Source organism: Streptomyces sp. NPDC044984 (genome assembly GCF_040646935.1).
Taxonomy (GTDB): domain Bacteria; phylum Actinomycetota; class Actinomycetes; order Streptomycetales; family Streptomycetaceae; genus Streptomyces.
In genome coordinates this window covers 1-26,954 of the sequence record NZ_JBEZBE010000051.1, presented here as the reverse complement: position 1 = coordinate 26,954, position 26,954 = coordinate 1, and the positions used below count along the sequence as shown (strand labels likewise).

General features: G+C 70.5%; 20 protein-coding genes. 15 read left to right on the top strand and 5 right to left on the bottom strand.

The features are described 5' to 3' along the window. Positions 1–75 precede the first annotated feature (75 nt). Positions 76–1,029 carry a ScbA/BarX family gamma-butyrolactone biosynthesis protein gene (locus AB0A94_RS35230; RefSeq protein WP_361750623.1) on the bottom strand — a complete coding sequence of 318 codons (954 nt, stop codon included), beginning with the start codon at positions 1,027–1,029 and terminating at the stop codon, positions 76–78. 116 nt (positions 1,030–1,145) lie between these two features. On the opposite strand from AB0A94_RS35230, the gene AB0A94_RS35225 reads away from it, so the two are divergent. After that, positions 1,146–1,772, top strand: a complete 627-nt coding sequence (locus AB0A94_RS35225; RefSeq protein ID WP_361750621.1) for a ScbR family autoregulator-binding transcription factor — start codon at positions 1,146–1,148, stop codon at positions 1,770–1,772. A 652-nt stretch (positions 1,773–2,424) separates the two neighbouring features. On the opposite strand, the gene AB0A94_RS35220 is transcribed toward AB0A94_RS35225, so the two are convergent. Then, positions 2,425–3,048 (bottom strand): TetR/AcrR family transcriptional regulator, encoded by a 624-nt coding sequence (locus AB0A94_RS35220; RefSeq protein ID WP_361750619.1) that lies wholly within the window; start codon positions 3,046–3,048, stop codon positions 2,425–2,427. Positions 3,049–3,352: 304 nt separating this feature from the next. Here AB0A94_RS35220 and AB0A94_RS35215 point away from each other — a divergent pair, with 304 nt between their 5' ends. The 10 genes from AB0A94_RS35215 (at position 3,353) to AB0A94_RS35170 (ending at position 18,503) form a co-directional block, all read left to right on the top strand. Further along, complete coding sequence (locus tag AB0A94_RS35215; protein WP_361750617.1) at positions 3,353–4,534, top strand: transposase; 1,182 nt, start codon at positions 3,353–3,355, stop codon at positions 4,532–4,534. A gap of 87 nt (positions 4,535–4,621) precedes the next feature. Beyond that, positions 4,622–5,065 carry a helix-turn-helix domain-containing protein gene (locus AB0A94_RS35210; RefSeq protein ID WP_361750615.1) on the top strand — a complete coding sequence of 148 codons (444 nt, stop codon included), beginning with the start codon at positions 4,622–4,624 and terminating at the stop codon, positions 5,063–5,065. 96 nt (positions 5,066–5,161) lie between these two features. Next, positions 5,162–6,142 (top strand): DUF1702 family protein, encoded by a 981-nt coding sequence (locus AB0A94_RS35205; RefSeq protein WP_361750613.1) that lies wholly within the window; start codon positions 5,162–5,164, stop codon positions 6,140–6,142. A gap of 83 nt (positions 6,143–6,225) precedes the next feature. Then, on the top strand, positions 6,226–7,212 hold the full coding sequence (locus tag AB0A94_RS35200; RefSeq protein ID WP_361750611.1) for a DUF1702 family protein: 987 nt from the start codon (positions 6,226–6,228) through the stop codon (positions 7,210–7,212). A gap of 56 nt (positions 7,213–7,268) precedes the next feature. Next, positions 7,269–9,119 (top strand): CRTAC1 family protein, encoded by a 1,851-nt coding sequence (locus AB0A94_RS35195; protein WP_361750643.1) that lies wholly within the window; start codon positions 7,269–7,271, stop codon positions 9,117–9,119. 2 nt (positions 9,120–9,121) lie between these two features. Then, complete coding sequence (locus tag AB0A94_RS35190; RefSeq protein WP_361750609.1) at positions 9,122–10,240, top strand: enediyne biosynthesis protein; 1,119 nt, start codon at positions 9,122–9,124, stop codon at positions 10,238–10,240. Then, positions 10,237–16,161 (top strand): type I polyketide synthase, encoded by a 5,925-nt coding sequence (locus AB0A94_RS35185; protein ID WP_361750607.1) that lies wholly within the window; start codon positions 10,237–10,239, stop codon positions 16,159–16,161. Before AB0A94_RS35190 ends, AB0A94_RS35185 begins: the two co-directional genes overlap by 4 nt. Further along, the gene (locus AB0A94_RS35180) at positions 16,151–16,612 is read left to right on the top strand and encodes an acyl-CoA thioesterase (RefSeq protein ID WP_361750606.1); all 462 of its coding nucleotides are present in this window, start codon (positions 16,151–16,153) and stop codon (positions 16,610–16,612) included. The genes AB0A94_RS35185 and AB0A94_RS35180 overlap by 11 nt, the downstream gene beginning before the upstream one ends. Next, on the top strand, positions 16,609–17,154 hold the full coding sequence (locus AB0A94_RS35175) for a flavin reductase family protein (protein ID WP_361750604.1): 546 nt from the start codon (positions 16,609–16,611) through the stop codon (positions 17,152–17,154). The genes AB0A94_RS35180 and AB0A94_RS35175 overlap by 4 nt, the downstream gene beginning before the upstream one ends. After that, on the top strand, positions 17,151–18,503 hold the full coding sequence (locus AB0A94_RS35170) for a cytochrome P450 (RefSeq protein ID WP_361750602.1): 1,353 nt from the start codon (positions 17,151–17,153) through the stop codon (positions 18,501–18,503). Before AB0A94_RS35175 ends, AB0A94_RS35170 begins: the two co-directional genes overlap by 4 nt. Positions 18,504–18,562: 59 nt before the next feature. Here the strand turns inward: AB0A94_RS35170 and AB0A94_RS35165 are convergent, their stop codons facing one another. Next, positions 18,563–19,357, bottom strand: a complete 795-nt coding sequence (locus tag AB0A94_RS35165; protein WP_361750600.1) for an AraC family transcriptional regulator — start codon at positions 19,355–19,357, stop codon at positions 18,563–18,565. 68 nt (positions 19,358–19,425) lie between these two features. Further along, on the bottom strand, positions 19,426–20,538 hold the full coding sequence (locus AB0A94_RS35160; protein ID WP_361750598.1) for a ParB/RepB/Spo0J family partition protein: 1,113 nt from the start codon (positions 20,536–20,538) through the stop codon (positions 19,426–19,428). A gap of 275 nt (positions 20,539–20,813) precedes the next feature. Here AB0A94_RS35160 and AB0A94_RS35155 point away from each other — a divergent pair, with 275 nt between their 5' ends. The 3 genes from AB0A94_RS35155 to AB0A94_RS35145 all read left to right on the top strand — a co-directional run bounded on the left by AB0A94_RS35155 (position 20,814) and on the right by AB0A94_RS35145 (position 23,939). Next, positions 20,814–21,344, top strand: coding sequence for a DUF5987 family protein (locus AB0A94_RS35155; RefSeq protein WP_361750641.1), 531 nt, complete (start codon positions 20,814–20,816; stop codon positions 21,342–21,344). Next, positions 21,341–23,005: a GMC family oxidoreductase gene (locus AB0A94_RS35150; protein ID WP_361750596.1), complete on the top strand. Its 1,665-nt coding sequence runs from the start codon at positions 21,341–21,343 to the stop codon at positions 23,003–23,005. Before AB0A94_RS35155 ends, AB0A94_RS35150 begins: the two co-directional genes overlap by 4 nt. 130 nt (positions 23,006–23,135) lie before the next feature. Beyond that, complete coding sequence (locus AB0A94_RS35145; RefSeq protein WP_361750594.1) at positions 23,136–23,939, top strand: TIGR03084 family metal-binding protein; 804 nt, start codon at positions 23,136–23,138, stop codon at positions 23,937–23,939. Positions 23,940–24,116: 177 nt separating this feature from the next. Here the strand turns inward: AB0A94_RS35145 and AB0A94_RS35140 are convergent, their stop codons facing one another. Beyond that, on the bottom strand, positions 24,117–25,448 hold the full coding sequence (locus tag AB0A94_RS35140; RefSeq protein ID WP_361750592.1) for an FAD-binding monooxygenase: 1,332 nt from the start codon (positions 25,446–25,448) through the stop codon (positions 24,117–24,119). Positions 25,449–25,672: 224 nt separating this feature from the next. Here AB0A94_RS35140 and AB0A94_RS35135 point away from each other — a divergent pair, with 224 nt between their 5' ends. Next, positions 25,673–26,836 (top strand): epoxide hydrolase family protein, encoded by a 1,164-nt coding sequence (locus AB0A94_RS35135; RefSeq protein ID WP_361750590.1) that lies wholly within the window; start codon positions 25,673–25,675, stop codon positions 26,834–26,836. Positions 26,837–26,954 lie beyond the last annotated feature (118 nt).

The following is a 26,954-nucleotide window of genomic DNA, read 5'->3' as shown; positions in this document are numbered from 1 at the left end:
CCCCTTGTCGTTCTGCCGGGGCGGACTCGTGTCCGCCGGCTCTTTGGGGTGTGGGCCGTCGGCCGCTCGCCGTGCTCAGCCGGGACAGGAGCCGGTGACGTCCGTCATCTGGGTGATCGCGGTGAAGGCGAAGGTTCCGCTCTGGAGAGCGTTGACACATGCCGTTTTTCGGGATCCTGCGGTCGAGGGCATCGCCTCCGCCTCTATCCAGCAGGGTTCGTCGAGCTCCACGTAGCGGTTGAACGACACGTCCATGGACGTCGGCATCATGGCTCCGCCGGACGGGTGCAGGGCGTGGCCGGCCTGCCGTACCGATTCCAGGAGCAGCATGCCCGGAACGTGGTCGACCGGGTGGTCGAAGAGCACCGGATGGTTGGTGTCGACCCGAAGTCGCCAGCGCAACCGGTCTTCCGTGGGTGACAGGACGACGTCCTCCCGTCTGATGCGTCCGGCCACGTCCGCGGGAACGGGGGACGCCGGTCTCGGAGCGTTCGCGCATGCCCCGGCCGCGTCCGACCGTCCGGCTCTGAGACGGCGGTACACGGCCGGGGCGTGTTGGCCGAACGCGATGGTGGCGACGGCCAGAAGGGCCGCGTCGCGCACCACCTCGATGCTCATGGTCATCGCGACGGGCAGGGAGCGCCGGTAGCGTATATCGGTGCACCGCACGTGCATTTCGATTTCGGCGGGAACGTTGCCGATACGCATCGCCTCGGGATTGACCGAGTACCGCAGGCTCGACCAGCTGAGTTGGTAGCCGAAGGGCACCTTGAACGCCGCGTGGGTCAGAAGCAGGCCGCACTGGCGCAGGCTTTCGCACAGCAGCAGCGGGTCGTGAACGCCGTGTTCGGAAGTGTAGAAGCTGTGGCTGCGCGGCCACTGGGCGCTGACCAGAAATGAGTCGGGGCCGGTCTTGTTCCAGCCCGTCAAGAACACTTCCGCGAGCGCGGCTCGGTGCACGTACTCCTTGGCGACAGTCGTGGTCAGCGTAGGTCTCAGGGTGTCGGGACGGTCGTCTGTACCAAGCATGCCTCTCCCCTGGGGCGTGCGTGCGTATGCCCTCCGGCTCTACCGGCCGGAGGGGCCGCTCTGTAAAATAAGGGTGTTCGTTTTTTTTGTCGAGATGATGATTCTGAGGTCGAACGATGGCCGAACCGAAGCAGGAACGGGCTGCCAGGACTCGGGAGTCGATCCTCCGTGCCGCTGCTGAGGTGTTCGACGAGTGCGGTTACAGCGGGGCGAGCATCAGTAAGATCATGAACCGCGCCGGGGTGACCCAGGGAGGCATGTACTTCCACTTCAAGTCGAAGAAACGCCTGGCCCTGGCGGTGATGAGCAGTCAGCAGAGCTTCGTCGACTTCCCCCCGGAGGGCGGCGGTCTGCAGCGGGTGATCGACCTCACCTTCCACCTCGCCCGTGAGCTGCAGACCAACCCCCTCGTCCGGGCGAGCATCCGACTCGCCGTCGAGCAGGGGGAGTTCGGTGTCCGTGACGACACCGCCTACCAGGAGTGGGTCGCCCTGGTGGAGGCCTACCTGCTGAAGGCGCGGCAGCGGGGCGAGCTGCTCCCGGAAGTGGACGAACACGATTTCGCCGTCGTTCTCGTCAGCGCGTTCACCGGCAGCCAGCTGTTCTCGAGTGTCTCCAGTGCCCGCGCGGATCTGCAGAGCAGGATCGCCCTGTTGTGGCGTTATCTGCTGCCCGGCCTCACGTCCCCCCAGGTGATGGCCTCCCTGCGGGTCGAGCCGGCGGACAGGCCCCTGGCCGCGTGAGCCGTCCACGGACCCGGTCCCCGGCGCGGCGTCACCGTCGGCGAGCCCGCGCCCGGCCCCGGCCGTGAGGCGCTCACGGCTCGCCGGCGAGGCGCACGCGCTCGCCGCGGAGGCCCCCCGTACCGTCTGCCGGCCCGGTGGCCGCAGAGGGGGGCTGGTGGTGGCCTCGGCCGTTGCCGAGCTCTTCGATACGGTCCCCGGCCTGTGCCGCGGGGGCGGGCGCGTGTTCCCCGGGTCGCGGTCGAGGACTCGGCCCGTCTCGTGGTCGGTTCGACCGGTGCAGGACGCCCCCGCTTCGTCAAGGTGCTCCACGCGTGCCGTCCGGTGCCCCGGCGCTGCGGCGAATCGCCGGGGCCTCATCCGGCCGGACATGCTGCCGTCGGCGCCGGAGGCGGGCGAGTCGTCCTGGCAGGTGTGCCTTCGGAAACCGTGTTGCGCCGCTCGCGGTGTCGATGGGCGCAGGTTCGCGCTCGTCGCCCGCGACGAGCGGTTCGGCGGTGAGGAGTGTGGCGGGTGACCGGCCGCCCACCGGAGCGCGGTCCTGTGCGCAGGATCGGGGAAGCCGGTCCCGGTACCGGTCGCTCAGGCACGGGCGGTGCCGGCCTGATCCGCCGCATGCGCGCAGCCGGGGTCGGGGCAGGTGTGCGGGTCGTCAGGGGCGGGCCGGCGGCAGATTCGTGCCGGGAGCTCCTGTGTCCTGTACTCCTGTCAGGACCAAGGCCCACAGGCGCTCGAGTTGCGTCACGGCGCTGTCGCCCTCCCTTTCCGCGCCGGGCCGGGCCCGGAGATACGCCTCGGTGCCGTCGACCAGGTACTGCACCAGGAGGGTGAGGTCCTCGACCGGTGTGTCGTGGCTGAGCTGGCCCCCGCGGTGTGCCTCACCGAGCAGTCTTCGCACTTCCGGCAGCCAGCAGTCGGTCCAGGGGAACGGGGAACGTGATTCCCTGGACAGCCGGATGGCGGCACGCACGGTGGTCTCGTTCTCCATGAGGTCGGCGATGGCCAGACTGAGCTCTATCACCCGCAGTAACGGTGGTGTCCGGTGGGCAGCCACGCGGCCCACTGCCTCCGCCAGCAGTGACTGCCCCGCCTGCCAGACGGCGTTTGCCAAGTCGCTCTTGGAGGGAAAGTGAAAGGTCAGTGCTCCCACGGACACGCCGGCGCTCTTGCTGACCGCTGAGAGTGACGTACCGTCGTAGCCCTTGCGGTCGATCTCTGCGGCCGTGGTGCGCACCGCGGCCTCGCGGGTGCGTACGGCTCGTTCCTGTTTCACCATGCTGCCTCCGAATGCCTGCGCGTGGACGGACGCATGGGGTGCACGGTCGCCAAAGCACCGGAGCAAGCCGCTCGTCTCGCCTTCCATGGCGTCAGCAGGACGATGCTGAACCTCCGTCCGCCGGCAGCCAAGGGGGACTTGCCCAAGATGCATCAGGTTCGTCGCGGGTGGTCCCCCGATTGCCCGATCTTTGCGTCAACTTGGCGAAGTGGCACGGTGGTTGCACCGCCATCAGAAAAAAAGAGGACGTTCGCTATTGTTTTCCCGGGGTAGGACGCCGGCCATCGCTGGGAGGGGACGCACCATGGTGACGAACGCCTCGACGGATTCCCGGTACTCGCTACCGGCCTTCGCAAACCAGCTCTTCGAGCACCTGCCGCGTACCGACCAGCGCAAGTGGGCGCGGGTCTACCTCGAGGCCCTGATGGCCACTCGGGGCAAGAAGACCGTCCGGCGGCTGGCCGCTTCCGTGTCGGACTCCCCGACCGCCTCCCAGTCGTTGCACCAGTTCGTCAACGCGAGCCCCTGGGACTGGATGCCGGTACGGCAGGAGATGGCGCGCTGGGTCGAATCCAGGCTCACTCCCCGGGCCTGGCTTCTGGACCTTGCGGTGATACGCAAGCGAGGAGAGCACTCCTGCGGTGTGCACCGGCGCTTCGTTCCGGCCACGGGCCGCTCCGCCACCTGCCAGGTGGGAGTGGGGGTCTTTCTCGCCACCGCCGATGCGGCCGTTCCGGTGGACTGGCGCCTGCTGCTGCCCGGCTCCTGGGCCAGCGACCCCCGAAGACGGCTGCGCGCACGCATCCCCGACGGCATCGGCTCCCAGCCGATCGAGGATCACGCCCTTGCCCTCACCGACTTCCTCGCGGGAAACAGCCGGTCGGTCCCCGGCCCGGTCGTCGCCGATCTCGCCGCCGTGCCGGGCGCCCACGCACTCGTCCGCGGTCTGGCGATACGCAACCGCGACTTCGTCATCGCCGTGCCGGCCGGCTTCAAGGTGGTCCTGGGCCGGCATCTGCACCTCCAGAAGCCGTCCGACGCGGGCGAACGCGGCCTGGCCCTGGCCGCCCGAAGCCTGTTCGAATTCGATTCCGGTCTCACCCATGCGGAGATGGTCGACACCGCTGACGCGAACATGCAGCGTCTGGAGGTCAAGTCCGTCCGCGTGTACCTGCCGGACACCCACCCGTCCTTCCCTCCTCGTACCTACTCGCTGTTCACCGTGGCCTCGGAAAGCAGCAGGCGGCCGGTGCAGACGTGGCTCACCAGCCTGACGCACGCCCGGGCGGCCGAGGTGGTCGGTCTGACGCGGCTGCTGGCGCGCAGCCAGGAGGCGGTGCGCCGCATGGAGAGCGATTTCGGTCTGCTCGACTTCGAGGGGCGGTCCTACCCGGGCTGGCATCACCACATGACCCTGGTCTCCGCGGCGTACGCGTACAGCAGGACCGGGCACCTTTCGGCCATCGAGAGGTCCGAGGCCGCCTGATCGCACACGGCCGCCCTCTTTTGGTGGCCCTGCTGAGCCCTGCACGTCAACTCCTGCGCGGTTGGAGGCGGCACCCACGGTGAGATCATGCTGAAGCACACGTACGAGGGGCAGGACTGCAGTCTGGCCCGGGCCCTCGAAGTCATCGGTGAACGCTGGACACTGCTCATCGTCCGTTCGGCACTGCTCGGTGTCCGCCGCTTCGACGGCTTCCTGGGCAGCCTGGACATCGCCCGCAACGTCCTGACGAGCCGGCTGGCACGACTCGTCGACGCCGGGCTCATGGAGCGGGTCCCCTACCAGCGCAGACCCCTTCGTCACGAGTACGTGCTCACTCCTGCCGGACATGACCTCACCCGGGCGGTCATAGCGCTCATGCAGTGGGGCGACCGGAACCTGCCCGCGCGCCTGGGGCCCCCGCGCAGGGCCGAGCATCACGGATGCGGCGGATCCGTCCACGTCGAACTGCGCTGCTCACGCTGTGGCCGCGAAGTCGGTGACGAGGAAGTGGAGATACGGCACATGCGATGACCGGAACGGCAGCGCACGACCGGAGATGCCCCGTGCGAACACCTCGTCCCACGATGATCCCCTCCGCCCCAACCGGGCGGCTGGAGGAGGTGGATCGTGGTGTCCGTCACGGGAGCGCTCCGCAGAGCGGTCATGGCTCCCTCCCTGACCGAGGTGAGCTTCGCCGGGAGAGGTTTCTCCGTCAGTCCCACCGAGGAGACCAGACGTCTGGAAGGCGTCCCGCAGGCTGTCGTCTGCGGTTTCGAATGGGCCATCGAGGACCGCTCCCTGGCGGACACCGAGCGCCGCCTGGCCATGGTCGACGCGGACGTCCGGGGCTTCGCCTACGAGGGGGCGACGATGGCGTGCGCGGTCAGGGACGCGATGGGCCGCCGGGGCCGCCGCACCCAAGACCTCCTGCAGGGTGACGGAGGCAGACCCCACATCTTCCTGAACTACATCGGCGTCGGCTTCGCCATGGCACGCCTGCCCCGGCCTCTGTGGCGGGGAATCCTGCCCCGGCTCACCGGTGCCGAGTACTACCCCGCCATGAACTGGCTGGCCGTGGACGGCTACGGGTTCGACCGCGCCTACTTCGACACGGCGCGCTGGGTCGACCGGCAACGACGCCCCCGTCCGTATCCCTGGCAGGGTGACGCCGACTACTTCCTGCGCGCCGTCGACCAGGGCATCGGGCGCGCCCTGTGGTTCATCCACGGGGCCCACGTCGGCCACGTCACCGGTGCCGTCGCCGCGTTCGCCGAACAACGCCAGGCGGATCTGTGGAGCGGCGTCGGCCTTGCCGCCACCTTCGCCGGCGGCGCTCCTGCCCTGATGAGCGCACTGCGCCAGAGCGCCGGCCCGCACGGTGGGCATCTGGCCCAGGGAGCGGTCTTCGCCGCCAAGGCGCGCCACCACTGCGGGCATGTTCCCGAGCACACGCGGGTCGCCGTTCACGCCCTCACCGGGCTGGAGGTCCGTGCGGCCGCCGAACTCGCCGACGACTGTGCCGTCCCCGCGGCCGAAGGCGGAGCCGTGCCGGCCTACGAACTCTGGCGGCGCCGAGTGCGCGAGCAGGTCTTTCCCGTCTCCGTCTGAGCACGCTCGGAGTGGACGGCCGTTCCGGAACCACCGATACATTCGTCGCGGAATTCTTCGGCCACGAGGGGCGGTCTATCGCGGTGTCCACTGCATTTGGTGCGCTTCGGCGTCGACTACTCACACCTCCGCTTTCCGAGACGACCATGAAGGTGCGCGGATTCCATGTGAAGAACCTGGAATCCAAGACGCGTCTCGAGAAAGTCGGCGAGACATTTCTTCAGGGATACGCCTTCGCCGTCGAGGCGGGTTCGGGGGCCGAGGCCGAGGAGCTGCTCGAGACGGTGCCGCGGGACTTCCGCGGCTTCGCCTACGAGGGTGCCGCCATGGGCGCCGTCGTCCACGACGCGCTCCCCGGCCACGGCGGCCGGCTCTCGAGCCTGATGTCCGGCCGCGGCCGGCACCACGACTACATGATCCATGTCGGAATCGGCTGGGCGATGGCCCGGCTGCCGCGCCCCCTCTGGCCGGACATCCGCACCACGGACCCCCTCCTGCGCTGGCTGGCCCTGGACGGGTTCGGCTTCCACCAGGCGTACTTCAAGACCTCCGCATACGTGCGCGATCCCTCCTCGCCCGCGCCCTTCCGCTGGAACGGCGGCCACAACCACTACACCGCCAACGCCATCGACCAGGGCATAGGGCGGGCGCTGTGGTTCGTCGGCGGCACGGATCCGGACACTGTCGCCGGTCTGATCCGCTCCTGCTCCGCGCACCGTCACGCCGACCTGTGGGCCGGTGCGGGACTCGCCTGCGCCTACGCCGGGGGTGCCACGGAGGAAGAACTCACCTTCTTCGTGCGGCAGGCGGGTGAGCACCGCTGGGCCCTCGCCCAGGGGGCGGCGTTCGCGGCCGAGGCCCGGGCCAGGGCAGGGACCGTGAACGAGTACACCCACCTGGCCGCCCGGGTCGTATGCGGGGTCTCCGTCGAGCGGGCGTCCCGGATATGCAACGGCCTCAGGCCCTCCGCCGCCTCCCAGGATGCGCTTCCGGCCTACGAGAACTGGCGCAGAGAAATATCTGCCCGACTCGCTTCCGAATCGATCCTCCGGAAAGGTGCCGATCAGTGACCATAGCGAAGAACTGGCTACGCAGGAATTCTCCGGGGATCCTCGCACTCACCCTCATGGCGAGCGTCTTCTATGCCGTCCGCATCCCCGAACCGTCTGCTGCCGACGTCAGGGAATCGGCGGCCGGATTCGCCTTCGAGCCGATGACCATAGCCCTGCCGGGAGGGTTTCCCACGCAGAAGATAAGAAAGGTCAACAAGGCTTACGAGCACATCGACGCCTGGATTTCCTCGGTCGGCGCCGGCATCGCCCTCAATGACATGGACGGTGACGGCCTGCCCAATGACCTGTGCCTGACCGACCCCCGGATCGACCAGGCCGTGGTGACCCCGGCCCCCACCCGCGGCGAGGCCTACGAACCGTTCGCCCTCGATCCGGCCCCCCTGGGAACCAGCGACACCATGGCTCCGATGGGGTGCCTGCCCGGCGACTTCACCGAGGACGGCGCCGTCGACCTGCTCGTCTACTACTGGGGCCGCACCCCTGTGATCTTCCAGAACGAGGGTGACCGCGGCGATCCGCTCACCGCCTCCTCGTTCACGCCCGTGGAACTGCTGCCCGGCAAGCCCGGCCCGAGGTACACGGGCCCGTTGTGGAACAGCAACACCGCTGCCGTCGCCGACTTCGACGGCGACGGACACGACGACATCTACATCGGGAACTACTTCCCCGACAGCCCTGTCCTCGACCCGTCCAAGGACGGCGACGTGACCATGAACGACTCGCTGTCGCACGCCCAGAACGGCGGCGGCGGTCACTTCTTCCGCTGGACCGAGTCCGGTTTCGAGAAGACGGACGACGCCGTCCCGCAGGGCCTCAACAAGGGCTGGTCGCTCGGCGCGTCGGCCGCGGACCTCGACGGCGACCGGCTTGCGGAGATCTTCCTCGCCCATGACTTCGGGACCTCCGCGCTGCTGCACAACACCTCGCGGCCGGGCCGGATCGAGTTCCGTGAGGTCAAGGCGGTCCACACCGGCACCGTTCCCAAGTCCAAGGAGATCGGGCGCAGTTCGTTCAAGGGGATGGGCGTCGACTTCGGGGACCTGGACCACGACGGCCTGTACGACATGTTCGTCAGCAACATCACCACGTCGTTCGGGATCCAGGAGTCGAACTTCGCCTTCATCAGCAAGGCCGACGACAAGGACGACCTGCGGTCCCGCTTCGAGGACGGCGAGGCGCCCTACAGGGACGAGTCGACCGACCTCGGCCTGGCCTGGTCCGGCTGGGGCTGGGACGTGAAGATGGGCGACTTCGACAACAACGGCGATCTGGAGATCACCCAGGCGCTCGGTTTCGTCAAGGGCAAGAACAACCGCTGGCCGCAGCTGCAGGAACTCGCCACGGCCAACGACGCGCTGATCGCCAACCCCGCCTGGTGGCCGAACGTCAGGCAGGGAGACGACCTCGCCGGCGGCCAGCGGATGCGGTTCTTCGCCAAGGACCAGGACACCGGCCGCTACATCAATCTCTCCACGGCTCTGGGCCTGGGGGATCCTGTGCCGACCCGCGGCATCGCAACCGGTGACGTGGACGGCGACGGCCGCCTCGACATCGCCGTCGCCCGCCAGTGGGACGAGCCCGTCTTCTACCGCAACACCGCCCCGGAGCCGGGCTCCTGGCTGGAACTCGTCCTCACCCACCCCGACGGTGCTCCGGTGACCGGCGCCGAAGTCCGCGTCGAGCTGTCCGACGGGAGCAAGCGCATCGCCCGCGTCGACGGGGGTGGTGGCCACTCCGGCAAACGCAGTACCGACATCCACATCGGCCTGGGCGAGGAGGTCCAGGGCGAGGTTTCAGGGACGGTCACCTGGCGCGACCGCGAGGGTGACGTCCACGAGCAGGAGATGAGGCTGGCGCCGGGCAGGCACAGCTTCGAGCTCGGCAGCCAGGTCAAGGAGAAGTGACCATGTCCGCAGCACAACCCCCGTCGCAGACCGCGGGACCGCGCCACAATCCGAAGGTCGTCACCGCGCTCCGCCGCTTCGCGATCTCGATCTCCGTACTCAACATCCTCGGCTACACGGTACTGGGCTTCGAGCAGCCCTGGACCTGGCCGTTCATCGCGCTGGCGGCGGCCTACACCGTGGAGCTCGCGCTCGAGGCCGTCGGCGCGCGCGCCGAGAAGCGGGCGCCGCGCTCCCGCGGGGGCGGCTTGCGGGGGCTGATGGAGTTCCTCTACCCCGCGCACATCACGGCCCTCGCGGTGAACATGCTCACCTACGTCAACGACCAGGTGTGGGTCATGGTGTTCGGCGTCGTGGTCGCCGTGGGCACCAAGTGGGTGCTGCGGGCTCCGGTGAAGGGCCGCATGCGGCACTTCATGAACCCCTCGAACTTCGGCATCGCGGTCATCCTGCTGCTGTTCCCCTGGGCCTCGATCGCCCCGCCGTACCACTTCACCGAGTACCTGGACGGCGGCTTCGACTGGCTCGTGCCGGCTGTCATCATCACCCTCGGCACCCTGCTCAACGCGAAGCTCACCGAACGCATGTGGCTCATCGTCGCGTGGGTCGGCGGGTACGCCGTGCAGGCGATCGTGCGCGGGCTGCTGTTCGGCACATCGATTCCCGCGGCCCTCGCGATGACGACCGGTGTGGCGTTCGTGCTGTTCACGAACTACATGATCACCGACCCGGGCACCACACCGTCCTCCAAGTGGGGCCAGATCGCCTTCGGCGGCGGTGTCGCCGCCGCGTACGGTGTCCTGACTGCGCTGAGCGTCGCCTACGGGATCTTCTTCGCCACCGCTCTGGTCTGCGCGGTCCGCGGCGGCTTCCTGTGGATCAGCGACATCGTCTCCCGCAGGCGTGCCGAGGAGGCCCTGGCCCTCGCCGCGGTCGGCCGGAGCCTCGAGCAGCCCGCTGTGCGGCAGCGGTCCGCCGAAGAGTCCCCCGCCGAACGGACCTCGACCGCGCACACCGAAACACGCGCGTGCGTGAACGGGTGTGCCCAAGGGGCCTGCGCCTGCTCCGGGAAGAGCGCGGACGGCGAGGCGGACGACCGCAGGATCGTGGTGTCGGCATGACCAGGATCGCCATCATCGGCATGGCCTGCCGCTACCCCGACGCCACCGACCCCGCCGAGCTGTGGGCCAACGCCGTCGCCGGACGCAGGGCCTTCCGCCGCCTCCCGGAGGAACGGATGCGCCTGGACGACTACTGGGACGCCGATCCGTCCGCACCCGACACCTTCTACGCCCGCAACGCGGCCGTGCTCGAGGGGTACTCCTTCGACCGCGTCGGCCACCGGATCGCCGGCAGTACGTTCAGGTCCACCGACATGACGCACTGGCTCGCCCTGGACACCGCCGGGCGCGCGCTGGCCGACGCCGGGTTCCCGGCGGGGGAAGGGCTGCCCCACGAGCGGACCGGCGTCGTCATGGGCAACACGCTCACCGGCGAATTCACCCGCGCCAACGTCATGCGGCTGCGCTGGCCGTACGTGCGGCGGGTGATGGCCGCCGCGCTCACCGGGCAGCAGGACTGGGACGAGGCCCGGATCACCGCGTTCCTCGAGGAGGTCGAGACCTCCTACAAGGCGCCGTTCCCGGCCGTCGACGAGGACACCCTGGCCGGCGGGCTCTCCAACACCATCGCCGGCCGGATCTGCAACCACTTCGACCTCAACGGCGGCGGTTACACCGTCGACGGAGCCTGTTCCTCCTCGCTGCTGTCGGTCACCACCGCCGCAACGGCCCTGGTCAACGGTGACCTGGACGTCGCCGTCGCCGGTGGCGTCGACCTGTCCATCGACCCGTTCGAGATCATCGGCTTCGCCAAGACCGGTGCTCTGGCCCGGGGGGAGATGAGGCTGTACGACAAGGGCTCCAACGGCTTCTGGCCCGGCGAGGGCTGCGGAGTGGTCGTGCTGATGCGGGAGGAGGAGGCGCTCGCACGCGGCCACCGCATCTACGCGACCGTCGCGGGCTGGGGTGTGTCCTCGGACGGCCGGGGCGGGATCACCCGGCCCGAGGTCGACGGTTACCGCCTGGCCCTGGAGCGTGCCTACGCGCGAGCCGGGTTCGGGATCGGCACCGTCCGCCTCTTCGAGGGCCACGGCACGGGCACGGCCGTCGGTGACGCGACGGAGCTGGCGGCGCTGATGAAGGCCCGCTCGGCAGCCGACCCGCGGGCACCTGTCGCCGCCATCGGCTCCATCAAGGGCATGATCGGCCACACCAAGGCGGCCGCGGGCGTGGCAGGTCTGATCAAGGCGGCCCTGGCGGTGGACAACCAGACCGTGCCGCCCTCCATCGGCACCTTCGATCCGCACGAGCTGCTCACCGCGCAAGGGGCCAACCTCAGGGCGCTCCGCAAGGCGGAGGCCTGGCCCCGGGAGGCGCCGCGCCGCGCGGGTGTCACCGCCATGGGGTTCGGCGGCATCAACACGCACGTCGTCCTGGACGAGCCGGCAGGCCGGCGCCGGCCTGCCGGCGCCCGCCGTCTCACCCCCCTGGCCGACTCGCTACAGGACAGCGAACTCCTGCTGTTCGAGGGAGCCTCGGCCCGCGAGCTGGGCCACCGGCTGTCCGAGGTCGCGGACTACGCCGTGCGGCTCTCGTACGGGCAGATCGCCGACCTCGCCGCCACCCTCCAGCGCGAGCTCCGTGGTCTTGCGCACCGGGCAGCGGTGGTGGTGACGTCCCCGGAGGACACCGAGAGCCGGCTGCGTCACCTCGTCGGCCTTCTGGAGCGGGGGGAGACGGAGCACCGGGCCGCGGACGGCCGGACCTTCCTCGGGAAAGCCACCGGCCGCAAACGGATCGGCCTGCTGTTCCCCGGCCAGGGTTCCGGACGCGGCACCGGTGGTGGTGCGCTGGGCCGCCGTTTCCCCGAGGCCGCCGAGGTGTTCGGTCGCGCCGGGCTGACGGCCGGCGCGGACACCGTGGCCACCGAAGTGGCCCAGCCGCGCATCGTGACCGGTTCGGCAGCGGGTCTGCGCGTGCTGGACGAGTTGCGCGTGGAGGCGTCCGTCGGCATCGGGCACAGCCTCGGCGAGCTCTCCGCCCTGTGCTGGGCCGGGGCCATCGAGGAGGACACGCTGATCGAGGCGGCGGGCGTGCGCGGCAGGGCGATGGCGGAGCACGGGGCGCCGGGGACCATGGCATCACTGGGTGCCGGACCGGAGCGGGCGGAGGAGCTCATCGACGCCCTCCCCGTGGTCGTGGCCGGCTACAACGGCCCGGAGCAGACGGTCGTCTCGGGTCCGGTGCAGGAAGTGGAGGAGGTGCGCCGACGCGCCGCGCGCTCCGGTGTGACGTGTACGCCGCTCGCGGTGTCCCACGCGTTCCACTCACCGCTCGTGGCGTCCGCCGCCGAGTCGTTCGGCGACTGGCTGAAGAGCGTCGCCTTCCGCGAGCCCGCCGGCCGTGTGGTGTCCACCGTCACCGGGGCCGAACTGGCACCGGGCACCGACCTGTCGGCGCTGCTGCGGGAGCAGATCACCGCTCCGGTGCGTTTCACCGAAGCGGTCCGGGCCGCGGCCCGGGACGTCGACCTGTTCATCGAGGTGGGGCCCGGCCGGGTGCTCGGTCACCTGGCCGGGACGGCGACGACCGTTCCCGTGGTTTGCCTCGACACGGACGACGAGTCCCTGCGCTCGCTCCTGCAGGTGGTGGGCGCCGCGTTCGTCATCGGCGCGTGCGTCGCCCCCGAACGCCTCTTCCGGGACCGGTTGGTGCGCCCGCTGCGGATCGGCCAGGAACTCTCCTTCCTGGCCAGCCCGTGCGAACAGGTACCGGCGACGGCCGTGCCCGCACCGCGCCGGTCCGCCGAGAAGCCCGCCGTGCCCGCGGTCCGCGGGCAGGAGCCGCCGTCCGCGGCCGTGTCCCCTCCGGCGGCACAGGCCCCCCCGGCTTCGAAGGACGCGCCCGCCGCGGCCCCGGCCGGGTCCGAGCGGACGCCTCGGGAGGAGGGGAGCGGCGGAATCGAGGCCATCGAGGTCCTCGGCGCTCTGGTCGCCGAGCGCGCCGAGCTCCCGGTTCACCTGGTGGATCCGGGCAGCAGACTCCTGGACGACCTGCACCTGAGCTCCATCACCGTCGGCCAGATCGTGAACCAGGCCATGGCGCAGCTCGGTGTCGCCCCGGCGGCCCGGGAGCCGGCCAACTTCGCCACCGCCACTGTGGCGGAGCTGGCCGAGGCGCTGGAGACCCTGGCCCGTACCGGGAGCCGGGCCGATGCCGGTGCGGCTCCGCTCGTCGCCGGGGCGGCGCCGTGGGCGCGCCCTTTCGCGGTGGACCTGGAGGAGGTCGCCCGGCCTCCGGCCGGCCCGGAAGCGGCTCCCGGCGCCTGGGAGCTGTTCGCGCCGGCGGGGTACGGGATCGCCGGGACACTGCGCGCGGCCCTTCAGGACGCCCGGGCGGGCTCCGGGGTCCTGGTCTGTCTGCCGCCCCGGTGTTCCGCCGAGGGGACCGACCTGGTGCTCGCGGCGGCGAAGCGGGCGCTCGCCGCCCCGGAGGGCAGCCGTTTCGTGCTGGTGCAGCACGGTCGCGGTGCCGCGGGCCTGGCCAAGACCCTCCACCAGGAGGCGCCCCACCTGGTGACGACCGTCGTCGACACCCCTCTCACCGAGGACACGGTGGAGCGGGTGGTGGCGGAGGTGTCGGCGACGATCCGGTTCTCCGAGACGCATTACGGCGCGGACGGAGTCCGCCGCGTCCCCACTTTGCGGGTCCTCCCCCTGCGGCCGGAGCGCCAGGACGATCCGCTCGGCGCGTCCGACGTCCTGCTGGTCACCGGGGGCGGCAAGGGCATCTCCGCCGAGTGTGCCCTGGCGATCGCCCAGGACAGCGGGGCGCGGCTTGCGGTGCTGGGACGCTCCGACCCGGCCACGGACCGGGAACTGGCCGACAACCTGAAGCGGATGGCGGACCGCGGTGTCACCGTGCGGTACGCACGCGCCGATGTCACCAGCCCGGACCAGGTCCGGACGGCGGTCGCCGGGCTCCGCGGCGAGCTGGGGCCGATCACCGGGGTGCTGCACGGTGCCGGGCGCAACGAGCCCGGTCCGTTGCACGCGCTGGAGCCGGAGGACTTCCGGCTCACCTTCGCTCCCAAGGTGGACGGCCTGCGGACCGTGCTCGGGGCAGTGGACGCCGGGGCGCTGAAACTGCTGGTCACGTTCGGCAGCATCATCGGCCGTGCCGGTCTGCGGGGCGAGGCGCACTACGCCACCGCGAACGAGTGGCTGGCCGATCTCACCGAGGAGGTCGCGCGGACGCATCCGCAGGTCCGCGCCCGCTGCGTGGAGTGGTCGGTGTGGTCCGGGGTCGGGATGGGCGAGAAGCTCTCGGTCGTCGAGTCGCTCTCCCGCCAGGGCATCGTCCCGGTCTCCCCCGACCAGGGGGTGGAGATCCTCCTGCGGCTGATCCGCGATCCCGGCGCGCCGGTGGTGACGGTCGTCAGCGGCCGCACCGAGGGCATCGAGACGGTACGCCGTGATCTGCCGCCCCTGCCGCTTCTCCGGTTCACGGGCACCCCGCTGGTGCGCTACCACGGCGTGGAGCTCGTCACCGAGGTCGAGCTGAACGCGGGCACGGACCCCTACCTCGGCGACCACCTGCTGGACGGCAATCTCCTGATGCCCGCCGTGATGGGGATGGAGGCCATGGTCCAGGTCGCGGCCGCGGCCACCGGCTGGCCGGGGACACCGGTCATCGAGGGCGCGCGCTTCCTGCGCCCCATCGTGGTTCCGCCCGACGGGAGCACCACCATCCGTATCGCCGCGACGGTGACGGGGCCGGACACGGTCGATGTCGCCGTCCATGCCCAGGACACCGGCTTCGCCTCGGAGCACTTCCGTGCCCGGCTGGTGTATTCCGGCGCCGCTGTCCCGGACGGACCGCCGCTGCAGACGGGCGCCGGATTCCCGCAGGTCCCTCTGGATCCCGGGGCCGACCTCTACGGCGGCATCCTCTTCCAGGGCTCCCGCTTCCAGCGGTTGCGGCGGTTCCACCGGGTGGCGGCCCGTCACGTGGACGCCGACGTGGCGGTGCGGCGGCCGGAGGGCTGGTTCGCCGGCTTCCTCCCCGGGGAGATGCTCCTGGCCGACCCCGGCATGCGCGACGCGCTGATGCACGGCAACCAGGTGTGCGTGCCCGACGCCACGCTGCTTCCCTCGGGGGTCGAGCGCATCCACCCGCTGGGCGCCGGCGGCCCTGTCCCTGACCAGCTGCGCTACTGCGCGGTCGAGCGCAGCCATGACGGCGACACGTACGTGTACGACATCGCGGTACGCGACGCCGAGGGCGCCGTCGTCGAACGCTGGGAGGGCCTGACCCTGCGCGCGGTGCGCAAGACCGGCGGCTCCGGTCCCTGGGTCGCTCCTTTGCTGGGGCCGTACCTGGAGCGGACGCTCGAGGAGGTACTCGGTGCTCGTATCGGGGTGACGGTCGAACCCCACGGTGACACCCCGGCCGGGTCGGTCGCTGAGCGCCGGGCGTTCACCTCCACCGCGGCCTCCCGGACCCTCGGGGCTCCTGTGGCCGTGCGCCACCGGCCCGACGGGCGGCCGGAGGTGGAGGGCGGGTGGCACGTCTCGGCCTCCCACGGTCTGGGACTCACCGTGAGTGCCCTGGCCCAGACGGAGGTCGCCTGCGACGTCGAGGCGGTCAGCATGCGGGAGCCGGACGAGTGGCAGGGCCTGCTCGGCGAGCACGCCGCGGTGGCCGAGCTCGTCGCCCGGGAGACCGGTGAGGCTCCCGACACGGCCGCCACCCGGGTGTGGAGCGCGGTCGAGTGTCTGAGGAAGGCGGGCGGCGCGGCGGGCACGCCGCTGACCGTGCTGCCGCGGGAGAAGGAGGCGTGGGTGGTCTTCACCGCCGGCGACCTGCGGATCGCGACCTTCGTCACGGCCCTGCGGGACGCTCTGGAGCCCGCCGTCCTCGCATTTCTGACACGCGCACCGCAACTGCTGGAAGGACGGTCCCGGGACCATGTCGGATGACTACTTCGAGTACCGGCACACGGTCGGTTTCGAGGAGACCAATCTGGTCGGCAACGTCTACTACGTGAACTACCTCCGCTGGCAGGGACGCTGCCGGGAGCTGTTCCTCAAGCAGAGGGCACCGGAGGTCCTCGCGGACGTCCGGGAAGACCTCAAGCTGTTCACGCTCAAGGTGGACTGCGAGTTCTTCGCCGAGATCACCGCCTTCGACGAGTTGTCCATACGGATGCGGCTGTCCGACTTCGGGCAGACCCAGCTGGAGTTCACCTTCGACTACGTCAGGGTGGGCGAGGACGGCGGCGAGGCCCTGGTCGCCAGGGGGCGGCAGAGGGTCGCCTGCATGCGGGGGCCCAACGCCAACACGGTGCCCTCGCTGGTCCCCGAGGCACTGGCCCGGGCCCTCGAGCCGTACGGCGCGCGAGGCCGGGCGCTGTCGGGGCGGACGGCATGAGGACACTCGGCGCCGCACCTTTCCCGCACGCGGGCGCGGCCGATCCAAAGCGGCTGCGCAGGGCGCTGGGGACGTTCGCCACCGGCGTGACCGTGGTGACGGTCGGTGGCTCCTCGCCGCACGGTATGACGGCCAACTCCTTCACCTCCGTCTCCTTGGATCCGGCCCTGGTGCTGGTGTGTCTCGGCCGGGACACGGTGATGCACCGTGTCTTGGCCGAGGCCGACGCCTTCTGCGTGTCCGTGCTGGACGCCGGGCAGGAGGAGGTGGCCCGGTACTTCGCCGACCGCTCCCGGCCGAGGGGCCCGGCCCAGTTCGAGGCCGTCGGCTGGGTGCCTGGCCGGTCGGCAAGCGCACCGCTGATCGCCGGTGCCGCCGCACATTTCGAGTGCGCGAAGTGGCGTGCGTACGACGGCGGGGACCACACCATATGCGTGGGGAGGGTGCTCGCCTCGAGTGAGTTCCCCGACCGGGAGCCGCTGTTGTTCCACCGGGGCCGTTTCCGGCGTCTGCCCGCCGGGCGGCCGGAGGGTGCGGCATGAGCGGGCGGCGTCCGGTCTCCCCTCCGCTGCGGGCGCTGCCCGGGCTGCTGCGCAAGCTCGCCGTCGACCGGCTCGGGATGATGCGTGAGGCGGCGGCCCTGGACGACGCGGTGCTGGTCTCTCTGGGGCCGAAGAAGATGTTCGTCTTCAACCGGCCCGACTACGCCAAGCACGTGCTGGCGGACAATGCCGCCAACTACCGGAAGGGCATCGGTCTGGTGGAGTCCCGGAAGATGCTCGGCGACGGTCTGCTGACGAGCGAGGGCGAACTGTGGCGCGAGCAGCGGCGCACCGTGCAGCCGGCGTTCAGGCCGGCACGCGTGGCCGCTCAGGCGGACGCGGTGGCGGAGGAGACCGTGAAGCTGCGGGACCTGCTGGTGCGACGGGGTGCCGACGGTCCCGTCGACGTGCTCCAGGAGGTGACCGGATTCACCCTCGGCGTACTGGGCCGGACCGTGCTCGGCACCGGCCTCGGGGAGTACGGGGGCATCGCCCACGCCTTCGAAGCGGTACAGGACCAGGCCATGTTCGACATGGTCACCCAGAACACGGTGCCGACGTGGGCTCCGCTGGCCACCCAGCGGCGGTTCCGCAGAGCCCGCCGGGAGCTCATACGGACCGTCGACGAGCTGGTGGCCGACCGGAGCGCTCGCATGTCCGACGGCGAGGAGGCCGAGGACGCCTTCTCCCTCATGATCACGGCCGCCCGCCGGCAGGTCGATCCGGGGGCGGGGCGAAGGCGGCTGCGGGACGAGCTGGTCACGCTGCTCCTCGCCGGCCACGAGACCACGGCGAGCACGGTGGGGTGGACCCTGCTGCTGCTCGCCCGCCATCCGCACCTGAGGGATCTGGTGCGCGAGGAGGCCCGCGGGGTGCTCACGGGCGGCCGGGCCCCGGACGCCGGGGACCTGCGCAAGCTGACGTACACGACTCAGGTCGTCCAGGAGGCGATGCGTCTGTATCCGCCGGTGTGGATCCTGCCTCGTGTGGCCCGGCAGTCCGACGAGGTGGGACCGTACACGGTGCCGCCCGGTGCCGACGTCCTGATCTGCCCGTACACGCTGCACCGTCATCCGGGCCTGTGGGAGCGGCCGGAGCAGTTCGACCCGGGGCGGTTCGACCCGGCGCGCGCCGCCGATCGGCCCCGCTACGCCTACCTTCCCTTCGGCGCCGGGCCGCGCTTTTGTGTCGGCAGCAGCCTGGGGATGATGGAGGCGGTCTTCGTCACTGCCCTCCTGAGCCGGGATCTCGTCCTGGAGGTCGTGCCCGGCGGCGAGGGGAGGCCCGAGCCGATGATGTCCCTGCGCATGCGCGGTGGGCTTCCCATGACGGTTCGGCCCGTGCGATGACGGACCCTCCCGTGGGCGTCCGGCCCCGGCTGCGGCCCGTGCCGCAGCCGGGCGGCGGGTCAGCCCGTGGCGCTCTCCAGGGTGCTGGTGCGCAGGTCGAGCAGTGCCATCAGCACCGGCGGGTCGAAGACCTCCAGCGGCCGCAGCGCGATGCCCATCGGCAGGAGCGCCGTCTCGGCCTGCACCGTCACCGGGCCGTGGCGCCCGACGGAGACGGCGTCACCGTCGCTCTCGCCGGCGGCGCCGGAGACGAGATGCTCCTGGCCGTAGGGCACCGAGTGCACCAGGAGGTACCAGGTGCCGACGGGAACGTTGCGCAGCTCGAAGGCGCCGGGGCCCTCCAGGACGGTGCATCTCACCGGTCGCCCCTGGGGGACCTGGGTGGGGAACAGGCCGACGTAGCAGTGCCCGGGAGCACGCCCCTCGGGAAGCGTGACGTGGCCCCGCAGAGTGATGCCGGAGGCGCCGGCCGGGGAGGTGGGCGAGTCCGGCCACGGTTCCTGGTGGATGCCGGTGGCGAAGCCCTTCAGCTCCCGGTAGACGCTGGGGGAGACGCCCACACACGCCTTGAAGCGCGAGCTGAAGGTGCCGACGCTGCTGTAGCCGACCAGGCTGCTGATGTCCGCGACGCTGAACTGCGTCTGCACGAGCAGGCGCTTGGCCTCCTGGATGCGCAGTGCCGAGAGGAACCTGCCGGGCGAGGTACCGGTCACGTCCCTGAATATACGAGTGAAGTGGAACTTGCTGAACATGGCGGTGCGCGCCATGTCATCGATCGTCAGGTCTTGCCCGAGATTGGCCCGCATATTGCTGATGACCCGGTGAACTGCGTGCTCGATGGTGGCAGAAGTCACGGTATCTCCCTCTCGTTGAGCCATTTCAATCCACAGGCGTTCTGTTAAATCCGCCGCTTCGGGTCGGTTTACATCTCCTCGGAGAGCTCGAAGCCTTCCAGCCGACGGCTTGCGAGGTCTTCGGCGAACCTTTTCCACGTGCGTGAGCACTGGAGAGCGAGCTCCGCCAGCGTGGCCGCCGAGTGGGGTGGCACAGCTTCCATCCACTGGCGCCAGGAATCATCCACAACGAAGTGGTCGTGGAGCCAGCGCAAGAAGTGCCGGCCGGATTCCGAGTGCCGCAGCGACGGGTCGGACGCGAGTTTGCGCAGCATTTCCAGGGAGGTGCGTGACCGTCCCGGGGCCGAGGTGCCCAGCGTGTCGGGCGAGCGGCGCAGCGGGTCGGGGTCCTCCGGATCGCAGCTGCGCCGGGACGCGGGGGCGCTGGTGCCCAGCGGCTGGATCCGAGGTGGCCGCCGACGGCTGGCGGGCACGGGCGCGTCCCCGCGCAGCAGGCGCTGGCGGACGTCATGCACCGTCCCCAGCGAGAGCCCGGTCTCCTTGACGATCGCCCGCAGCGGGAGGTCGGGCCGGGCGATCATCAGTTGGGCCGCGTGCAGCCGCTCGGCGGTGCGGTCGAGCGGATGGGCTTTGCCGTTGCTCCTCATCCGTACGTTCAACCGGGCGGAATCCCCGGTTGAACGCGGCCGGACCGAGGCCACCGTCTTGGGGGACAGCCCCGTGCACGCGCCGACGGCCCGGTCCGAGAGTTCCGGGCACATCTCCAGGATGCGGCGCGCCGCCGCCTTGCGTTCGTCGGGTGTCAGCGGGAGGCCGTGTGCGACGTTGGCCGATACGGAGCGCAGGAACGACTCCTCCTCCGTTCCCGTGAAGTACTGCACCGCCACGACGTCCAGTCGGTTGCGTCTCGCGGCCGCCAGCCGGTGCATCCCGTCGAGCACGCGCATCGTTCCGCTGTGCACGAGGATCGGTGGCAGCGACGGATAGACGTCTGCCAGTTGTCTGACGTGCTGCTCATTGAGACCGTTCAGCCGCGGAGAATCCGCCGGCAGCAGCGTGTCCACCTTCACCCAGTCGGTGAAGCCCGTCAGCGATTCCGGGGTTTCGTCAGTGTTTTTCAATTCACTCCCCCGCAGGTTCAGACGTGCTGAAAACCCTTCCCATATCCAGATCGTTGGCACGGGAAAGGAACATGCCTTCGGAAGAAGGTATCCGCCTTCCGTTTTCACCGCGAGGGGGCGAGCGATGAAGTCGCAACTTTGGCAACTGTACGATGAACCTGCTGTTCAGGCGAACACCGTCGTCGGTTGTCTGAAAAGACTGACCAGGTTTATTTTGCTTTCCGCATCGCCAGGGCAACGCCGATAGCAGGAGAACGGAGGCTCAGGTGCAGAAACAGAAAGCGGAACGGGATGACGGATCGGAGCGCAGAGTCCGAATCACGGCCGACGCCGTGCTGACGCTCGAGGCCTACGCGGACTCGATCGTCCCTGGCGAGAAGCGCTGGCCGGAAGACAGGGCCGTGGCCGGCGCCTCGGAGGGCGGCGGAGCCGTCACCTCCGGGGCCCTGCGGCTCCTGCGCTGGGACGCCACCGGCATCCACGACGACCTCGAGAACCTGGCGGACCTCGCGAACGGCCACGCCCGCGCGTACGCCGAGGAGGCGGGGCTCGAGCCGGACCGTTCCGTGCCGCCCTTCGTGGCCCTGTCCTACGAGGACCGCGTGGCGCTGATCCACCGGCTCACCGCCCCCGGACACCCGGAGAAGGAGTTCTGGGTCCTTCTGTCCCTCTTCTGCAACATGGCCTTCGACTCGGCCGCGCACCTGCACACCGCCGAAGCGATCTCCGACGGCCATCCCGGCCTGCAGGCCATGGGCATCCCCGCTCCCGGCGACGACGGCCTGTGGCGCTTCGAGGACTTCGGCTACGGCCGCGAACTGGCCCGCCTCCACCCCGACACCACCTCCACCGGGAGTCCGGCATGAGCGGCAGTGCGGAGCGCACCGAGGTCCTGGTCGTCGGCAGCGGGTTCGGCGGCGCGATCAGCGCCTACCACCTCGCGGCCGGCGGCGCGAAGGTGACCGTGCTGGAGCGCGGTCCCTGGCTCGGGCACGAGGAGTTCGAGCACGACTACAAGCTCGGCTCCTCCTACACGAGGATCTTCGACTTCGTGGTCGGAGACGGAATGAGCGTGCTGGGCGGGAACTGCGTCGGCGGGGGCAGCGTGGTCTACTTCGCCGCCATGCCGCGCGCGCCGCGCTTCGTCTTCGACCGGAAGGGCTCCATCGGCCGGCGCATGTGGCCGAGGTCGGTGAGCCGCGACACCCTGGACCCCTGGTACGACCGTGTCGAGGAGTCCCTGTCGGTCACCCGGCAGGAGTGGCCGGACGTGAGCTACGCCGGCGGCCTGTGGGCTGCGGCATGCTCCCGCGCGGGCCGCACGGCCAACCCCCTCCCGGTCGCCATCGACACCGCCCGGTGCGTCAACTGCAACTGGATGATGGCCGGATGCCGCTTCGAGGCCAAGCAGTCGCTGCTCGTGAACTACCTTCCCGCGGCCGTCGCCCATGGTGCCGAGATCCGCCCGCTGCACGAGGTGCAGTACCTGGAGCGCACCGCGGACGGCGGGTACCGCGTGCACTACAACGTCGTTGACGGCGAGGACTACCGCACGACCGCCGGCAGCGGGGTGATCGAGGCGAAGATCGTCGTGCTGGCGGCCGGCGCCGGGGCGACGCCGGTGATCCTGCAGCGCAGCGAAGGACTGCTCGGCCGGATGCCCCATGCGGTGGGACGTTACTTCTCCGGCAACGGCGAACGGCTCAACACCGCCGTGGTCAACGAGGAGAAGGCGGCCGAACTGCTCGGCCTGGACCGTGGGACCGGGCCGGCGTACGGGGCCAACCACATCGGCCGGGGACCGACCGTCGCGAACTGGGACCGCCTGGACGGCTCCCTGCCCGAGTACTCCCGTTATTCGCTGGAGCAGCTCTACTTCCCGCCCGGTCTGGGAACGATCCTCGCCCAGGTGCCGCACGGCACCGGTCCCACCTGGTTCGGCGCGCGGAAGAAGGAGATCCTCAAACGGTGGGCCTCCTGGCTGACGGTCTTCTCGATGATCGAGGACGACAACGAGGGGGTGTTCGGCCCGCCGCCGGCGACGGGCAACGCCCACCGCATCTCGCAGCAGATGCTCGGCCGCGGCAACCTCCGTTACGCGCCCACGCAGAACACGCTCGCCGCCTGGGCCGCCTCCGACGCGGAGGTGAAGGAGATCCTCGAGAAGGACGGGCTGGCACAGGTGATGCCGTGGACCAACGACCTGGTCGGCGCATACACCGTGCATCCCCTGGCCTCCTGCCGGATGGGGGACGATCCGCACACTTCCGCTCTCGACGACCGCAACGAGCTGCGGGGGCACCCCGGGATCTTCGTCACCGACGGGTCCGCCGTGCCCGGTGCGCTGACCGTCAACCCGGCCATGACCATCTCGGCCCTCGCCGAACGGGCCGTGCCGGGCATCGTGCGGGCCGCGCAGGACCGTGGCGTCCGCGTCAGCTACGGCGCGCCGGCTCCCCGCGGCTCCGTCAGCGGCCTCCGGCAGGTCCGCCCACTGCCGCTCCGTCCCGTGGGCGCCCGACGGTAGGCGTCGGGCCCGATCACGTCGGGCCGGTCGCCCCCCGGCGCTCCAGGGGCGTCCGCCCCGGCCCCGTGAACTGTCCGAGGAACCAGAAACGTCGGCGCCCGCGGCGCCGACCTGCCCAGGAGAGACACAGATGACCACCACCAACGAGGTGCTCGAGGATCTCGCCGCCGACATCGACGAGGTCGCCCGTCTTGTGGAGGGTCTGGACGACGCGGCCTGGTCCGGCTCCACGCCTGCTCCCGGCTGGAGCATCGCGGACCAGATAGCCCACCTGACCTTCATCTTCACGCTGGCCAAGAACGCGGCAGCGGCGCCGGACCGTTTCCGGGCTATGACCGCCGCGGCGGCGCAGGACTTCGACGGCGCGGTCAACGCCGCGCTCGCCCGGTTCAACACGTTCCCCCCGCGGGAGCTGCTCGCCCGTTTCCGCGCCGAGGGGGACGCCTCGCTGGAGGCCCTGGCCTCCGTTCCCGCGGGCCAGGTCGTTCCCTGGCTCGTCCGTCCGCTGCCGCCGGCGGTGCTCGCCAGTGCCGGGATGATGGAGGTCTTCGGTCACGGGCAGGACGTCGCCGATGCCCTGGGAGTACGCAGGGAGCCCACGGACCGACTGCGCCACCTGGTGCGATTCGCTTTTCTCACGAGGGACTTCGGGTACGAGGCGCGAGGCATCACGCCGCCGGCCGATCCCTTCCGCTTCGTGCTCACGGCGCCCTCGGGCGAGGTGTGGGCCGTGGGACCGGAGGATGCCGCCCAGACCGTCAGCGGCCCCGCACACGACTTCTGCCTTCTGGTGACTCGCCGCCGCCACCGCGACGACCTCGGGCTGACGGCAACGGGCGGCGACGCGGAGGCCTGGCTGGACATCGCTCAGGCCTACCGCGGCCCTGCGGGTGAGGGCCGCACACCGGGTCAGTTCGCCCAGGCCGTGGGGTGAGCGCACGCCGCGATGAGGTTCCGCCCCGGCGGTCCGGTTCCGGAGACCACCGCGGTGGTCTCCGGAACCGGACCGGCCGTTTCCCGCGTCGCCCCGCGGCCCGGGAACGGGGCGCGGGGCCGGGAGCCCCGGCCGCGGTCCCCCTGCGCTCCGGGCGGGCCCACCGCGGTCGCCGTCCTAACGGGCAGAACCGCGCAGCACGCGGGAGATCAGCCGCGGCCGCATGAGCGCCTGGGGCGGGTCGACGAGACCGGCGGCGCGCAGAAAGGCCACGGACAGCTCGCTGTCCCCGGCCGCGGCGGCCTGCAGGCGTGTGACGTAGGCGTTGCCGAGCCGCGTCTTCGCCGTTCGCCGCCCCTGGACCTCCGGGAAGCCGAGGTCCGCTCCCGCGGACATGTCCCAGGGGCCGTCGATGGCGCCGGCGAGATCACGGAAGAAGGCGCGCGGCTCGGGCGGTCCCTGGCGCAGGTGCTCACGCAGTACGAGCGACTGGATCGCGGCCACCGACATGCCCTGCCCGTACACCGGGTTGAAGACGCAGGCCGCGTCGCCCATCACGAGCAGTCCCCGCAGATGGCGCGTCTGCCGTTCGTAGCGGCGGCGGATGCTGGCCGGGAAGTGGAACGACGTGGGAGGGCCGATCGGTTCCGCGGCGCGCAGCGCCTTGTACACCTCTGGAATCGGCAGGGATTCGGCGTAGGCGAGGAACCCCTCGTGGTCCGTGGGGGGCCGGTCGCCGAGGACCCCCGTGAGCGACAGTGAGTAGCGGTCGGGCATCCGGGCGAAGATCGCTCCTCGCCGGACGGCCGGGGTGGCGACCGGCAGGAGGGCGATGTCGTCGCCGATCGGGTCGAACGGCAGAGGACCGCGGAAGTGACAGGTCGTATAGGTCAGATCCATCTTCACCCGTTCCTCGGGGACTTGCGGATAGCCGAGTTCCGCCAGCCACCGCGGTGTCCGCGTGCCACGCCCGGTCGCGTCGACCACGAGGTCCGCGGCGAGCACCTCCTCGGCGGAGTCGCGTGAACGGCCCTGCACCCGGACTCCGGTCACGGTGCGGCGGTCCGGGGACGTCACCAGCCCCAGTACGTCCGTCTGTTCCCGCAGCATGACGTGGGGCAGGCGCCGGATCCGGTGCCGGATACGGTTCTCGAGGAGCGGCCGGCCGGCAGCCACACACGTCAGCCCGGTCTCTGCCTTCTTGATCGCGGTTCCCTTGAAGTACCAGGTCAGGCTGGTGCCGAAGTCACCGGTGGGGACCCCGAGGGTGACCAGTTCGTCGGTGAAGCCGGGAAAGATCTCATCGAGGATCTGCTGACCGCGGGCAAGGAGCGCGTGGATGTGGTGTCCCTGGGGGGCGGAGTGCCGCGGATCGGCACGGTCGGTGAGGTCGTCCCGGTCGACCACGGTCACCTCGCGATAGGCGTCAGCGAGTATCCGTGCCGCGAGGGATCCCGCGATGCTGCCTCCCAGGACCACCGCGCGATCTCCGACATAGCCACTCATCATGGGTCCTCCGAAACATGCGGAACGGGTCTGTGCGTAAGGCAAAGTAGCGGCGCGGAGGTCGCCGTAATTCTTCCTGTGTGCTCACTGCACGAGTTCCTCTTGCCGTCGCGCCAAGCGGCTTCCTAACGTGACGGGGAAGCGATTCCGCAGCCTGGCGCCTTCCGCCCCGGCCACGCGGATTCTCGCTCTTTCCGGCGTTCTGAAGAATTCAAGGGGAGCTGTCCATGGAACCGTTCCGTATAGCGATTCCGCAGGCGGATCTGGACGATCTGCACAGGCGCCTGGATGCCACTCGGTGGCCGAGCGAGATTCCCGGGACGGGCTGGAGCCGCGGCGTCCCGTTGGACTACCTCAAGGAACTGGTCGGCTACTGGCGCGACAGTTACGACTGGCGTGCGGCCGAGGAACGGCTGAACACGGTCCCCCAGTTCACCACCGAGATCGACGGCACGAACGTGCACTTCATGCACATCCGCTCCCCCGAGCCCGACGCTCTCCCGATGATCATCACCCATGGCTGGCCGGGTTCGGTCGTCGAGTTCCTCGACGTCATCGACCCCCTGACCAATCCGCGGGCGCACGGGGGCGATCCGGCCGACGCGTTCCACCTGGTAATCCCCTCCCTGCCCGGATTCGGCTTTTCCGGGCCCACTCCGGAACCCGGCTGGAACCTGCCCCGGGTGGCTTTTGCATGGGCGGAATTGATGCGGCGCCTCGGATACTCCCGCTATGCCGTCCAGGGCGGCGATCTGGGTGCCTGGACCAGCCTGACGCTCTCCGGCGTCGACCACGAACACGTCGTGGGAACGCATGTGAACTTCCTGATCACTCCTCCTTCGGACGACCCGGCGGACCTCGCCGGACTCGGTGAGCAGGACCTCGCGCGCCTGGAACTGCTGAGCCGGTTCGGCGCGGAGGGCTCCGGGTACATGAAGATCCAGTCGACGCGGCCGCAGACTCTCTCCTACAGCCTGACCGACTCGCCCGTGGGACAGCTCGCCTGGGTGGTCGAGAAGTTCATGGAATGGGCGGACACGGACAAGGCGCCCGAGGATGCCGTGGACCGTGACCGGCTGCTGACCAACGTCATGGTCTACTGGCTCACCGCGACCGCCGGTTCGAGCGCCCACTTCTACTACGAGATCTCCGACGTGCTGCCGACGGCCCCCACTGCGCCCCCTCCCGCGCCACCGCTGCCGACGCCGCTGGGCGTCGCGGTGTACCCGGCCGATTCGGCCCGGCCCGTCCGCCGGTTCGCGGAGCGCGCCTTCCCCAACATCGTGCACTGGGCGGAGCTCGAGCGCGGCGGTCATTTCGCCGCCCTGGAGCAGCCCGGCCTGTTCGTCTCCGACCTGCGGGCGTTCGCCCGCGCCCTGCGCGCGTCCTAGCCGGCCCGGGCCTCCCGGCGCGCTGATGCCCCGTACCCGGTGTACGACGGCCCGTGACATCCACCGCACCAGCGGCGGCAACCCGCTGTTCGCCCTCGAACTGGGCCGCGCCCTCGCC